Origin of the sequence: Streptomyces sp. NPDC001634 (genome assembly GCF_040298185.1) — a bacterium.
Taxonomy (GTDB): Bacteria; Actinomycetota; Actinomycetes; order Streptomycetales; family Streptomycetaceae; genus Streptomyces.
The window spans coordinates 98,874-112,809 of sequence record NZ_JBEOZU010000011.1; the positions used below are offsets into that span (position 1 = coordinate 98,874).

Annotated in this window: 9 protein-coding genes; 7 read left to right on the top strand and 2 right to left on the bottom strand. The window is 71.5% G+C overall.

The window, feature by feature from the left end:
* Window position 1: 1 nt before the first annotated feature.
* A complete protein-coding gene (locus ABT186_RS09880; RefSeq protein ID WP_351229094.1) occupies window positions 2-2,251 on the bottom strand; it encodes a RecQ family ATP-dependent DNA helicase in 2,250 nt (749 codons plus the stop codon).
* A gap of 134 nt (window positions 2,252-2,385) precedes the next feature.
* Here ABT186_RS09880 and ABT186_RS09885 point away from each other — a divergent pair, with 134 nt between their 5' ends.
* The 7 genes from ABT186_RS09885 to ABT186_RS09915 all read left to right on the top strand — a co-directional run bounded on the left by ABT186_RS09885 (window position 2,386) and on the right by ABT186_RS09915 (window position 13,087).
* Complete coding sequence (locus ABT186_RS09885) at window positions 2,386-3,981, top strand: DUF4192 domain-containing protein (RefSeq protein ID WP_351229092.1); 1,596 nt, start codon at window positions 2,386-2,388, stop codon at window positions 3,979-3,981.
* Window positions 3,982-4,179: 198 nt separating this feature from the next.
* On the top strand, window positions 4,180-6,324 hold the full coding sequence (locus ABT186_RS09890; protein WP_351924429.1) for a glycogen debranching N-terminal domain-containing protein: 2,145 nt from the start codon (window positions 4,180-4,182) through the stop codon (window positions 6,322-6,324).
* Between the two features lie 131 nt (window positions 6,325-6,455).
* Window positions 6,456-7,214 (top strand): NUDIX hydrolase, encoded by a 759-nt coding sequence (locus tag ABT186_RS09895; RefSeq protein WP_351229088.1) that lies wholly within the window; start codon window positions 6,456-6,458, stop codon window positions 7,212-7,214.
* Between the two features lie 118 nt (window positions 7,215-7,332).
* Window positions 7,333-9,072 carry an ABC transporter ATP-binding protein gene (locus ABT186_RS09900; RefSeq protein WP_351229086.1) on the top strand — a complete coding sequence of 580 codons (1,740 nt, stop codon included), beginning with the start codon at window positions 7,333-7,335 and terminating at the stop codon, window positions 9,070-9,072.
* A gap of 163 nt (window positions 9,073-9,235) precedes the next feature.
* Window positions 9,236-10,123, top strand: coding sequence for a FadR/GntR family transcriptional regulator (locus ABT186_RS09905; RefSeq protein ID WP_351229084.1), 888 nt, complete (start codon window positions 9,236-9,238; stop codon window positions 10,121-10,123).
* Between the two features lie 493 nt (window positions 10,124-10,616).
* A complete protein-coding gene (locus ABT186_RS09910) occupies window positions 10,617-12,149 on the top strand; it encodes an RNA polymerase sigma factor (RefSeq protein ID WP_351229082.1) in 1,533 nt (510 codons plus the stop codon).
* A 122-nt stretch (window positions 12,150-12,271) separates the two neighbouring features.
* A complete protein-coding gene (locus ABT186_RS09915; protein ID WP_351229080.1) occupies window positions 12,272-13,087 on the top strand; it encodes a S1 family serine peptidase in 816 nt (271 codons plus the stop codon).
* 213 nt (window positions 13,088-13,300) lie between these two features.
* Here ABT186_RS09915 and ABT186_RS09920 read toward each other — a convergent pair whose 3' ends face one another.
* Window positions 13,301-13,531, bottom strand: coding sequence for a DUF7455 domain-containing protein (locus tag ABT186_RS09920; protein WP_351229078.1), 231 nt, complete (start codon window positions 13,529-13,531; stop codon window positions 13,301-13,303).
* Between the last annotated feature and the right edge of the window lie 405 nt (window positions 13,532-13,936).

The following is a 13,936-nucleotide window of genomic DNA, read 5'->3' on the forward strand; positions in this document are numbered from 1 at the left end:
GTCACGCCTGCACGGCGAGGACCAGCGGCAACACCCCCTCGGCCCCGGCCCGTCGCAGCATGCGCGCTGCCACCGCCAATGTCCAGCCTGTCTCCATCGCGTCGTCCACGAGCAGCACCGGACCGCCCGCCTCCTTCAGGGCCGCGGCCAGAGCGGACCGCACGGTCAGCGCCCCGTCGAGTGCCTTCAGCCGCTGCGCGCTGTTGCTCCGGGGCACGCGGGGGACATCGCCGGCGTATTCCACGGAACCCAGCAGCGGCAGCCGACCGATCTCCGCGATGCGCGCTCCCAGGGTGTGGATCAGCCGCGGACGCGTACGCGAGGCCATGGTGACGACACCGGCCGGGCGCGGCTGGGCGTCCGGCCCTCCCGAGGCCCAGCCGCCGGGACCCTTCGCCCAGTCGGCCAGCACGCCGACCACGGCCCGGGCGATGTCGTCCGGCACCGGCCCGTCCGGCGCCTGGGGCGCGAGCATCGGCCGCAGCCGGTTGCCCCAGCCGATGTCCGAGAGCCGCCCCAGGGCGCGCCCGGGCGCCGCCTGCTCTCCGGCCGGGATGCGTCCCTTGAGTTCCACGCCGACCGCCGGCAGGCCCGTGGGCCACATCTTCCGCGGCTCGACCTCGACGCCCGCGCGGCCGAGCTCACCGCGCGCCGCGTCCAGCGCGGCCGGGGAGACGGAGTCCGTGAACCGCGGGCCGCTACAGGTGTCGCACCGTCCGCAGGGCGCGGCTCCCTCGTCGTCCAGCTGCCGCCGCAGGAACTCCATCCGGCAGCCCGTCGCCGTCACGTAGTCGCGCATCGCCTGCTGTTCGGCCTCCCGCTGTTTGGCCACCCAGGTGTAGCGCTCGGCGTCGTACGTCCATGGGACGCCGGTCGCGATCCAGCCGCCCTGCACACGGCGCACCGCCCCGTCCACGTCGAGGACCTTGAGCATCGTCTCCAGCCGGGACCGGCGCAGTTCGACCAGCGGTTCGAGAGCGGGCAGTGACAAGGGCCGGTCCGACTGCCCCAGGACCTCCAGCGTGCGCCGCACCTGATCCTCCGGAGGGAAAGCGATCGAGGCGAAGTACTCCCAGATCGCCCGGTCCTCGAGGCCCGGCAGCAGCAGCACCTCGGCATGCTCCACGCCGCGGCCCGCGCGCCCCACCTGCTGGTAGTAGGCGATCGGGGACGACGGCGAGCCGAGATGCACCACGAAACCGAGGTCCGGCTTGTCGAAGCCCATCCCGAGGGCTGATGTGGCGACCAGCGCCTTGACCCGGTTGGCCAGCAGGTCCTCCTCGGCCTGCTGTCGGTCGGCGTTCTCCGTCTTCCCGGTGTACGAGGCAACGGTGTGCCCGCACTGCCGCAGGAACGCGGTGACCTCCTCGGCGGCCGCCACCGTCAGCGTGTAGATGATCCCGGACCCCGGCAGCTCGCCCAGGTGATCGGCGAGCCAGGCCATGCGATGGGCGGCGTCCGGGAGTTGGAGCACGCCGAGACTCAGGCTCGCCCGGTCCAGCGGCCCGCGCAGGACCAGCGCATCCGTACCGGCACCGGTGCCGAGCTGCTCCGCCACATCGGCCGTCACGCGCGCATTGGCCGTCGCCGTCGTCGCCAGGACCGGCACGCCGGGCGGGAGATCCGCGAGCATCGTGCGCAGCCGGCGGTAGTCGGGACGGAAGTCATGGCCCCAGTCGGAGATGCAGTGCGCCTCGTCGACCACGAGCAGGCCGGTCGCGGCCGCCAGCGCGGGGAGCACCCGGTCGCGGAAGTCGGGGTTGTTGAGCCGCTCCGGACTCACGAGCAGGACGTCCACCTTCCCCGCGGCCACTTCGGCCTGAATGGTGTCCCACTCCTCCGTGTTCGACGAGTTGATCGTCCGCGCGTGGATACCGGCCCGAGCGGCGGCCTCGACCTGGTTGCGCATGAGGGCGAGGAGCGGCGAGACGATGACCGTGGGGCCCGCGCCGCGCTCACGCAGCAGCGCGGTCGCGACGAAGTACACCGCGGACTTGCCCCAGCCGGTGCGCTGCACGACCAGGGCTCTGCGCCGGTCCGCCACCAGGGCCTCGATGGCACGCCACTGGTCCTCGCGCAGCCCGGCCTCGCCCGTCTTCGCGCCGACGAGCCGGGCGAGCACGGCGTCGGCCGCCGAGCGCAGATCGCCGTCGTCCGTGGCCGGGGCGCTCAGGTCCGGCGCCGCGGTGCGCAGGTCGTCAGCCGCGGGGGTGTCGTCGTCCGTCGTGTGGCGCGGGTGTTCGTCGGTCATGGCGTCCATGCAACCCGATGGGTCGGACATCGGGCGAACGGGCCCCGCGGGCTGTGGACAACTCCTGGCGTGCTCATGGCCATGGTTATCCACAGACCCAAACGGAATTCCAAGATCCGCGAGATGGTCGCGGCATGACGAACCACGACGAAGCAGCCGGCTCCTCCGGCATCGGTGACACGGGCGGATCCGCCCACCACGGCGGCGAGTCCACCGCGTACACGGGACACGGCACCTCGGCAGGCCCCGGCGGCGAGCCCCACGTGACGCTGCGCACCCCGGCCGAGCTGGCCGACGCCCTGCCCTACCTGCTCGGGTACCGCCCCGAGGACAGCATCGTGCTGGTCGCACTCCATGACCGGGAGAAGCGGGGCAGGTTCGGCGGGCGAGCACGGCTCGGCATCCCCGCCCACCCCGACGACTGGTCGTCCGTGGCCCAGCAGCTGGCGCACGGGCTGGTGACCGGGAGCGAGCGCAGAGGTGCCCGGCCGGAAACCATGGTCGCCTACCTCGTCCAGGAACCGGCGAGCGGGGAGACGGGCCGCGACGTGATGGAGCGCCTGCGGCCGCTCGCCCAGTTGCTGCGCACGGCCTGCGGCACCCTCGACGTCCCGGTGGTGGAGGCCCTGTGCATCTCCGACGGCCGCTTCTGGTCGTACTGCTGCCCCAGCCCGTGCTGCTGTCCGCCCGAAGGACAGCGGATGGGCCTGCCGGGCACCTCCGTCCTGGCCGCTGCCGCAACCTACGCCGGCCTTCAGGTGCGCGGCAGCCTCAAGGAGTTCAGGGCGAGGCTCAGGCCTTGGGAGACGGGGGCCGCGCTCGACCAGGAGGTCGCGCTGGACGCCGCGAGCCTGGCGCTCGTCCCGAGGATCCTGGACGACGACACCCGCGAGGACGTCGCAGCAGAAACGCTGGGACTGGCCGAGCGGGTCATGACCCGCCTCGCCGACGCACCGCCCGTGTCCGGCACGCTGCCGGCGGACCTTCGCGACGACGAGCTGCTCGCACACGACGAGGCCGCGGCCCTGATCCTCGGCCTCCAGGACCGCACGACCCGTGATCGTGCCGCGGAGTGGATGGAGGGTGAGGAGGCCACCGTGGCGCTGCGTCTGTGGCGCGCGCTGGCCCGCCGTTGCGTCGGCTCGTACGGCGAGCACGCCGCCGCACCTCTGACCCTCGCCGGATGGGTCGCCTGGTCCACGGGCGACGAACTGGAGGCCCGCGAAGCCCTCGCCATGGCCCTGGGCGCGGACCGGGACTACCTCTTCGCCCGCCTCCTCCATCAGGCCTGCAACGAAGGCCTGGACCCGGAGACCGTCCGCCGGTGCCTGCGGGCGGAGAGGGCGGGGCGTGCGCTCAAGGACGGGACTGCTGCTGGTGAGGAGCTTCCCGACTGCCGTCCGCCGACCGTCGATCGTGTCGAGTCACCACCCGAGGACGGAGCGGTCCCGGTCACGGCGGCTGCCATGCTCCCCGAATCCGCACAGGCCGGAAACCGTGTACCGCCGATCCACACGCCCGTCCCTTCCCGGCGGCACCGCAGGGCGCGTCCGGCGAGCGGCGACAGCCGGACGGTTCGCCGTTCCCCCAAGACCGTCGAGGCCCGCCACCGGCGCCCCGCCGACAGCCCGCCCGGCGGCGACGGGCCACGGCGGACGGCCGAGGGCGCGACCAACCGGTCCAGGGCCCGCCACGGAACCGGTCGGCATGCGGGGGAGGCAGGCACATGAGCGAGCACTCCTCCAGGCCGCACCGCCGTTCGGCTGGCTTCCAGGCTCGTGGGCGTGACCCCGAGCAGGGCCGATCCGTTCACCTGAGTGGCGGAACCCCTGCTCGGGTCGCGCCGCCGCATCGCTCACGACTCCCCCGGGCCCCTCACCCGGCGCCGGGTGCACCCCTGGCGCACCCAGCGCAGAGGAAACCGCCTCATGCCCCTGTCCACATCGCCCTTCGCCCACGACGGCGACCGCCCTCCCCGCCGCGGCCCCTCGACGCCCCTGTCTCCCAAGGGCGCCCCGTCGGCCGCACGCAGGGAGCCGGGCGGGACTCCGGCTTCCGTCCCGCCCGCCGGTCGCCCGTACGTCTCCGGCCCGGCCCAGTCCCTGCTTCTCCCACCCCGCGGGATCGTCGACCTGCCACCCGCTCACACGGCGCTGATCTGCGTCGCCCTGCCCGGACTGGCGATCTCCACGGACCAGGGTCAGTTGACGGGGCGAGGCCTGGAGGGGTTCTACCGCGCGGGCCGGCGTGTGCTCTCGCGGTGTCAGGTGCGGGTGGCGGGGCGGGAACCGCTCGCCGTCCAGGCCCGTATGGTCGCGGCCGACCGTGCCCGTTTCGTGGGGACGGTTCATGTGTCCCCGGACGCCGGCCCGGACCCGGACGTCGTCGTGGAACGCATCAGGACTGCGGACGGCATCGAACGGATCATCCTGCACAACGCGGCCTCGCGCTCCCTGCGCCTGCCGGTGGAGGTGGCCCTCGGCACGGATCTGGCGGAACTGGGCATGATCGCCTCGGGGAGCACCGGGCCCGAGCTCGCTGCGAGTGTCCACGACTCCGGGCTGCGCTGGACCTGCCCGAAGGGCGACTCGGCGGTCACGGCCGTCCCGCCGCCCGCCGACGCCCTCGCCTCCGCCGGACTCCTGCGCTGGGAGCTGGAGCTGCCGGCCGGTGGCACACGGAGCATGGACCTGCGGGTACGGCGGGACGGCCCGAGACGCGTCGGAGCGGTGGGCCGCGCCGCGACGAGCCTCTTCGCCAAGGCCCGCGCCTCCGGAGACGATCCCAGAGTCCGGCCGCTGCTGCGCACCTGTGTCGAGGATCTCCAGGCCCTGCTCCTGCGCGACCCCGCACATCCCTCCGACAGCCAGCTCGCGGCGGGAGCACCGTGGCGCTGCGGACCGGCTCCCGCCGAGTCCCTCGCGGCGGCCCGGATGACGCTGCCGCTCGGCACCCGCCTCGCCGTGGGGACGCTGCGGACCCTGGCCCGCACCCAGCTCGGCGGGCCGGGCCTCCGCTCGGGCATGATCCCGGGTCCCCGGCGGGACGCGGGCGCACACCTACCGCCGAGCTGCGCGGGCACCGAGGCCACCCTGTTGTTCCCCGTGCTCCTGGCGGAGGCCCGGCGCTGGGGGCTTCCGGAGCGGGAGACGGAGGAACTGCTGCCCGCGGCCGAGCGCTGTCTGCGATGGCTGCGCACCACCGTGGGCGACGGCGTCCACCTCCCCGATCCACAGCCGGGCGGGCCCCTGCGCTGCGAGATGCAGGCACACGCCCACCGGGCCGCGCTGCTCGGTGCCGATCTGCTCGACGAATGCGGGCGCCCGGGCGGACCGGGGCTGCGCCAATGGGCACAGGCGTTGCGCGACGCGTTCGCCGAGAACTTCTGGATCGAGGACCGGTCGGGCGGCAGACCGGCCGCCGCCCGCACCCGGGACGGACGCCTGGTGCCGCACCTCGGCGCGGGTGCCGCCCACCTCCTCGACACCGGCCTGCTCGGCTGCGGGGCCCTGGCGCCCGGCCTGCTCGACAAGGTGCGCACCGAGCAGCTCGCGCGTCTCCTCGGTGCTCCGGCCATGGACTCGGGCTGGGGACTGCGGGGCCTGGGGGCTGACGAGGCCGCATACAACCCGTTCGGACACCGCGGCGGGGCCGTGCGGATCCAGGAGACGGCGGTCGCCGTCGCGGGCCTGGCCGCCGCCGGCTACGAGAAGGAGGCGAGCGGGCTGCTGTGCGGGGCGCTGGCCGCGGCGGAGGCGTTCGGATACCGGTTGCCCGAGATGTTCGCGGGCGAACCGCGCATGGAAGGGGGTGTGCCGTTGCCGCATCCGGCGGCCTGTCGCCCTGCCGCAACGGCTGCCGCAGCTGGAGTGCTGCTCCTGACCGCGCTCGTCGGGGTTCGCCCGGACGTCCCGGCCGGGACGGTGACCCTGCGACCGATGCGCAGCGCACCGGTCGGCGAGATCGTCCTGACGGGACTCAGGCTCGCCGGAGCCCCCTTCTCCGTGCGCTTGAGCCGACTCGGCCTCGCCATGGTGGAAGAGGCGGCCGACGGATTGCAGCTGGGGGTGTGACCTCGAATGACGTGTCGGAGGACCGTGGACGGTGGCCATCGATGAGAGCGGTTCCGGACAGAAGTGGATCAGTAGCCGAAGCGGTCGGCGAAGGGAGTGTTTATCGTCAGGCAGACGACTATGATCGCGGCATGCCCTACGACCCGTCAGCCTTTCCGCCCTTCGCCGTCACCGTGGACCTGGTCGTGCTGACCGTGCGCCGCCATGCCCTGTGTGCGCTGGCGGTGCGACGGGGAGAACCGCCATTTCAGGGCCGGTGGGCGCTCCCGGGTGGATTCGTCCGGGCGGACGAGGACCTGGCCCAGGCGGCGGCACGCGAGCTTGCCGAGGAGACGGGGCTGTGCGCCCATGACGCCTCCGCACCGGCCCAGGACAACGGCGCCCACCTGGAACAGCTGGCGACGTACGGCGACCCGAAGCGCGACCCGCGGATGAGAGTGGTCAGCGTCGCTCATCTTGCGCTGGCCCCCGACCTGCCCGCACCCCGGGCCGGCGGTGACGCCCACAGTGCGCGCTGGGCCCCCGTGGAGGAGCTGCTGCAGCAGGGCGGCTACGGCAGGGACGGGGAACAGGCGGCGCCGCTCGCCTTCGATCATGCGCAGATCCTTGCGGACGGTGTCGAGCGCGCCCGCTCCAAGATCGAGTACTCGTCCCTGGCCACCGCGTTCTGCCCGCCCGAGTTCACGGTCGGCGAGCTCCGCCGGGTCTACGAGGCCGTATGGGGCGTGGCACTCGACCCACGCAACTTCCACCGCAAGGTGACCGGTACGCCCGGCTTCCTCGTTCCCACGGGCGGAACGACAACCCGGCAGGGCGGACGCCCGGCACAGCTATTCCGTGCGGGCGGCGCCACCCTGCTCAATCCGCCGATGCTGCGTCCCGAGGTCTGACCGCGCGTCGGTGACAGCGGTCGCATGACCGGCCAAACGCTCGAACAAGACGAGAGTCTGCGCCAGACCACCCGCACGGCGCCCGAAAAAACGGACATATCGCGCTATCTTGCTTCGGGTGATCCAGGCGATCGGACTGACCAGCACCCCCTGCAAGGACCTTCCGCCCGCCGTCGACGACGTGTCCTTCGAGGCGCACGCAGGCCGTGTCACCGCGCTCCTCGGAGCCCCCGGTGCGGGCAAGACGACGGCGCTCAGGCTCATGCTCGAACTCCAACCCGGCCGCGGCATCACCTACTTTCGGGGCCGTCCGATGCACCGTATCGCCCACCCCTCGCGCGAAGTGGGTGTCCTCCTCGGCGATGTCCCCGGCCATCCGGCACGCACGGTCCGCGGGCAGCTGCGCATGCTGTGCGCCGCCGCGGGCGTGCCCGTCCGCCGCGCCGACGAAGTGCTCGAAGTGGTCGGACTCGCCGGCATGCGCGACGAGCGCCTGGGCACCCTCTCGCGCGGCGTGGACCGGCGCCTCGGCCTCGCCTGTGCCCTGCTCGCCGACCCGCACACGCTCGTGCTCGACGACCCCGCCGACGGGCTCTCCGCCCGCGAGGGTCGCTGGCTGCACGGCATCCTGCGCGCGCACGCCACCCAGGGCGGCACCGTCCTGTTGACCATGGGGGACTCCAAGGAGGCCGCACGCACCGCCGACCGTGTCATCACACTCGACCGGGGCCGGGTTGTCGCCGACCAGGAGGCCGCCGAATTCGCCCGCACCCGGCTGCGGCCCCGCGTGGCCGTCCGCAGCCCGTACGCCGTTCGCCTCGGCGCCCTGCTCACCAAGGAGGCGAGAACGGCGCGGCGTTCCGTGGAAGTGGTCCACGAGGGCGGCAACCGGCTCTCGGTGTACGGCAGTACGTGTGCCGACGTCGGCGAGACCGCGTTCCGCAATGGCATCCTCGTACACCAACTGGCCGACGAAATCGGCGACATGGGGCCGACGGCAGGCTCCGGGACCGCCCCCTCCCCGCCTGCCGAGGCGCCGGAGCCGGGCGACCTGCCCTCGCTGCCGCCGCCCATCAGCGTCCGGCCGGCCCCAAGCCCCCTGCGCCCGCTGCGCTACGAACTGCGCCGCTCCACCGGGACCGGCGCGGGATACCTCACCGCGTCCGCCGTACTCGTCGTCTCGGTCCTCGTCTCCGTCCTCCTCGCCCGCATCGGACACACCCCGCAGCGTCGTCTGCTGGCCGCCTGGCCGCAGGAGCTGCCACTGCCGCCCGCGGCGCTCGGCGCGGGGCTGCTCGGCGCTCTCGCCTTCGGCGACGAGTTCCGCCATCCCGCTCTGGCAGCTGACCGCGGGACCGTCCCCCGGCGTCTGGGACTGCTCGCCGCGAAACTCCTCGTCACCGGGGCCATCGCGCTGGCACTGGCCTTCCTCGCTCTCGGCTGCGACCTCGAGATGCTCTACCTCGTCTACGGACCGGAAGTCTCCCAGCTTCCCGCCGACTGGCCTTCCCTCGGAGCGAGTTGGTTCGGACTCGTGGTGGGGTGCGCCTGGGCCGGTGTGCTCGCCGCGGGCGTCTTCCGGTCCACGACCGCCGGGCTCGCCGCGGTGCTCGCGGTGCCCGTCCTCGTCGTCCCTGTCGTTCAGAAGGCACTGGAGGGGTCGTCCGTGCGGGCCGCGGCGGGTCTCGCCGTGCGGATGCGTGAGCTGATGCTGCTGCAGTGGCCCTTCGGTGGGGAGCGGTATCTGCTGGGCCTGGCGCGCGTGATCACCCAACCCGTGGGCGGTGCGCTGGCCTTGTCCCTTGCCGCGCTGCTCTGCGCGTATCTGTTCACAACCCTCCGCAGCAGGGTCCGATGACAACCCTGCGTGCACATCCGTTCCCACTGTGTGCACAACTCCCCCGGAGAACGCCCATTTCTTTCCGATAAGGCGTCAATTGCGACGGGGTGAGCGATCACCCTTTCGTGTGCTTTTCACCAAAGACCTCAAGGGAGTTGGAAAGGGCGCCGACAAAGGATCCGTGAGTACCCTTGCGCACACCATGATGACCGCCGCCCGCTCCGCAGACTCCGGCCTGGCCGGACCGGGCGAACTCGACCGCTACCCCTACGCCGAGGCGCCCGCCGCCGACCGCGTCGGCACACCCTCATGGGAGGGCGCGGACCCGGACCTGGGCCGCGTCGGCCGGCGCGCCGCGGGCAGCCGCGGACGCGGACTGCACGGCCAACTCGTCCAGCAGCTGGGCCAGATGATCGTCTCCGGCGACCTGGGCGCGGACCGCCCGCTGGTGCCCGAGGAGATCGGCCAGCGCTTCGAGGTGTCCCGTACCGTCGTCCGTGAGTCGCTGCGCGTCCTGGAGGCCAAGGGCCTGGTCAGCGCCCGCCCGAACGTCGGCACCCGCGTGCGCCCCGTGAGCGACTGGAACCTGCTCGACCCGGACATCATCGAGTGGCGGGCCTTCGGTCCGCAGCGCGACGACCAGCGCCGTGAGCTCAGCGAACTGCGCTGGACCATCGAGCCGCTCGCCGCGCGGCTCGCCGCCGGGCACGGGCGCGAGGAGGTGCAGCAGCGGCTCAGCGACATGGTCGAGATCATGGGCCACGCCATGGGGCAGGGTGACTCCCTGACCTTCTCGCGCGCCGACGCGGAGTTCCACTCGCTGCTCATCCAGGTCGCCGGAAACCGCATGCTGGAGCACCTCTCGGGGATCGTCTCGGCCGCCCTTCAGGTCTCCGGCGGCCCGGTCACCGGTTGCGACCGCCCGAACGACACGGCCCTGACTCAGCACGCCCGCATCGTCGACGCGCTCGCCTCGGGTGACGGTGCGGCAGCCGAGGGGGCCATGCGTCAACTGCTCACTGTCCACCCCGAGGTGGAGCGCGTGGTGCCCGCGCCGCGCGAGCACTGACCGCACATCGCGGGCGGTACGACCGGGATCGGGTGCCTCCTGCGGCAGCGCCCGGCCCGCGGCGGCCGCCGGACACCGTCCACCCGCCGTCGGACTCCGTCGGATCCTCCCGGGACCCGGCGGAGTCCGACGGAGGCCGGCGGTATCGCCGGTCCGAGGGGCTACGTCGTCCACGGTGTGACGGGGCGCGGATCCGTCGACTCGACGGCCGAGCGCCAGTCATGGCGCCGACTGACCACCTCTGCCCGTATCTGGACGTTTTTAAGCGGTTACGGGGTGTGACTCGGGCCACGCAGATTGGGCGTAACGCTCTTCGGAACTACGCGATGACCTAAGAGGTGACAGCCGAGGAGGGAATACGGACGCCGTTCACGGCGCTGTGCATCTTCCCGGTCCTTGCCCGCGCCGTCGGCCCATCCCCAAGCCGGCGGTCGGCTCCTGTCCGCTGTGGACGGGGCCGGAAGCCGTTTTCCAACGTTCCGAGAGGTTGTTCGTGTCGGCCAGCACATCCCGTACGCTCCCGCCGGAGATCGCCGAGTCCGTCTCTGTCATGGCTCTCATTGAGCGGGGAAAGGCTGAGGGGCAGATCGCCGGCGACGATGTGCGTCGGGCCTTCGAAGCTGACCAGATTCCGGCCACTCAGTGGAAGAACGTACTGCGCAGCCTCAACCAGATCCTCGAGGAAGAGGGTGTGACGCTGATGGTCAGTGCCGCAGAGCCCAAGCGCACCCGAAAGAGCGTCGCAGCGAAGAGTCCGGCGAAGCGCACCGCCACCAAAACCGTCGCGGCGAAGACGGTGACCACCAAGAAGGCCACCGCCACCGCTGCTCCGGCCGTGCCGGTCGCCGATGACCCGGCTGAGGACGCGCCCGTCAAGAAGGCCGCTGCCAAGAAGACGGCCGCCAAGAAGACAGTCGCGAAGAAGGCCGTCGCCAAGAAGACGGTGGCCAAGAAGACGACCGCCAAGAAGGACGACGTCGAGCTGCTCGAGGAAGAGGTCCTCGAGGAGACCCCCGTCAAGGGCGGCGAGGAGCCCGAGGGCACCGAGAACGCCGGCTTCGTGCTCTCCGACGAGGACGAGGACGACGCGCCCGCCCAGCAGGTCGCCGCGGCCGGCGCCACCGCCGACCCGGTCAAGGACTACCTCAAGCAGATCGGTAAGGTCCCCCTCCTCAACGCCGAGCAGGAGGTTGAGCTCGCCAAGCGCATCGAGGCCGGCCTCTTCGCCGAGGACAAGCTGGCCAACGCCGACAAGCTCGCCCCCAAGCTCAAGCGTGAGCTGGAGATCATCGCCGAGGACGGCCGCCGCGCCAAGAACCACCTTCTGGAGGCCAACCTCCGTCTGGTGGTCTCCCTGGCCAAGCGCTACACCGGCCGCGGCATGCTCTTCCTGGACCTCATCCAGGAGGGCAACCTGGGTCTGATCCGCGCGGTCGAGAAGTTCGACTACACCAAGGGCTACAAGTTCTCCACGTACGCCACCTGGTGGATCCGTCAGGCGATCACCCGCGCCATGGCCGACCAGGCCCGCACCATCCGCATCCCGGTGCACATGGTCGAGGTCATCAACAAGCTCGCGCGCGTGCAGCGCCAGATGCTCCAGGACCTGGGCCGCGAGCCCACCCCGGAGGAGCTGGCCAAGGAGCTCGACATGACCCCGGAGAAGGTCATCGAGGTCCAGAAGTACGGCCGTGAGCCCATCTCGCTGCACACCCCGCTGGGCGAGGACGGCGACAGCGAGTTCGGTGACCTCATCGAGGACTCCGAGGCCGTCGTCCCGGCCGATGCGGTCAGCTTCACGCTCCTCCAGGAGCAGCTGCACTCCGTCCTGGACACCCTGTCCGAGCGCGAGGCGGGCGTCGTCTCGATGCGCTTCGGTCTCACCGACGGTCAGCCGAAGACCCTCGACGAGATCGGCAAGGTGTACGGCGTCACCCGTGAGCGCATCCGCCAGATCGAGTCCAAGACGATGTCGAAGCTGCGTCACCCGTCGCGCTCCCAGGTGCTGCGCGACTACCTCGACTAGGCCTCGGCCGCATGTTGTCGAGAGCCCGGCTCCCGTGGGGAGCCGGGCCCTCTGCATGTGCGCGAAGCGGCGAGCTGAATCACTGTGGGTGTTCTACGACCACCTCACAGTAAGGAGCGCGCATGCGTCGTTTCTTTGCCCGAGCGCTGGCTCTCTCGGCCGCTGTGGCCCTGATACCGCTGGCATCCCCCGTGACCGCGACGGCGGACGTCGTCATCGGGGGATTTCCGGTCGACATCTCGCAGAGCCCGTGGACGGTCGCGCTCTCCAGCCGTGACCGGTTCGGAGGTACGCGGGCGGGGCAGTTCTGCGGTGGCGTGGCGGTGGACCGCTCCACGGTCCTGACCGCGGCCCACTGTCTGAGCGCGGCCGTCCTGGGAGGGCCGCCGAGCCGTCTTCGGGACCTGAAGGTCATCAGCAACCGTACGGACCTGCTGTCCAATCAGGGCGCGGAGATCCCGGTGACCACAACCTGGGTCAATCCCCAATACAACAGTTATACGAACGCCGGGGATTTCGCCCTGCTCACCCTTGCCTCGCCGTTGCCCGAGAGCTCGGTCATCCGCATGGCAGATGTGAGCGATCCGGCCTATGCGCCGGGTACGGCCGCGACGGTGTACGGCTGGGGTGACACCACGGGAGGCGCCGAATACGCGCGTACTTTGCGGGGTGCGAACGTGCAGGTGCTGCCTGACGCGACCTGTGAACAGGCGTACCCCGGCGGTGTGGACGGGAAGTATGTGGCCGCGTCCATGCTGTGTGCCGGGGAGCCCCAGGGTGGCCGTGACGCCTGTCAGGGGGACAGCGGAGGGCCGCTGGTCGCCAAGGGGCGCCTGATCGGTCTGGTGTCGTGGGGGAGTGGCTGTGGCCAGGCCGGCAACCCCGGAGTCTATACACGGGTCTCGGGCGTCGTCAGAGCGATGAGCGACCGCCATTGAAGACGGCGACCCGCGTACGGGAGCCTTCGTACGGGCACTGGAGGCGCCTCTTCGCGGGCTGCCGTGAGCACCTGGTGTGCGGGCCGGGGCATGCGCCACGCGGACGCCGACCGGACGCGCCGTACGAGTACGGGCGGCCACTCCCTGTAAATCGGGGTGGCCGCCCGTTCACCGGCCTCGGCGCCGGTGTCGGCTCGTCGTGGACGCGAAGTGTCAGCGTTCCTCTTCGGAGGCGCTTGCCGGAATGGTGGTGAGACGCTCCGTCTCGTCCTGTATCTCAGCCGCGATCTTCTTGAGTTCCGGCTCGAACTTGCGACCGTGGTGGGCGCAGAAGAGCAGTTCTCCGCCACTCAGGAGGACGACGCGCAGGTACGCCTGGGCGCCGCAGCGGTCGCAACGGTCAGCGGCCGTCAGCGGGCTCGCGGGGGTCAGAACAGTAGTCACGTCGCCTCTTCTCTAGCTCGACGAGCTGTCGTACCAGGGTCAACATCCAACCAGGCCGAAAACGTTCCCGCTCGCGGCTCTTCCTCGAAAAATTTCTTTCCGGGCCGGCTGTCTGCTGCCGGTTGGCGGCGAATGTGCCGTATTTGCGTGTCTTGTGCCGTACGGATTCGCGCTGTCTGTCAGTTGTCCCGTCCTCCCGGCGGGGTTGCCGGTTGTTCATGAGGACGTGCCCGGAGCCTAAATGGTTCATGCCTCGAAGGGAACGTGATATGTACTTCACTCCATCGAGGGATCGAACGCTCGTGCGACCGTGGATTAGGCTGAGTTCCGGACGAGGGTGGTGTTACAACGGCTCTACCAGGCCTCGGTACCCTCGGACCGGCGACCGACGCCGACCCTTACCCC

Bases quoted from the DNA above. Each gene is read 5' to 3' on its own strand.
- ABT186_RS09880 (WP_351229094.1), bottom strand. From the start codon at position 2,251: ATGACCGACGAACACCCGCGCCACACGACGGACGACGACACCCCCGCG.
- ABT186_RS09885 (WP_351229092.1), top strand. From the start codon at position 2,386: ATGACGAACCACGACGAAGCAGCCGGCTCCTCCGGCATCGGTGACACG.
- ABT186_RS09890 (WP_351924429.1), top strand. From the start codon at position 4,180: ATGCCCCTGTCCACATCGCCCTTCGCCCACGACGGCGACCGCCCTCCC.
- ABT186_RS09895 (WP_351229088.1), top strand. From the start codon at position 6,456: ATGCCCTACGACCCGTCAGCCTTTCCGCCCTTCGCCGTCACCGTGGAC.
- ABT186_RS09915 (WP_351229080.1), top strand. From the start codon at position 12,272: ATGCGTCGTTTCTTTGCCCGAGCGCTGGCTCTCTCGGCCGCTGTGGCC.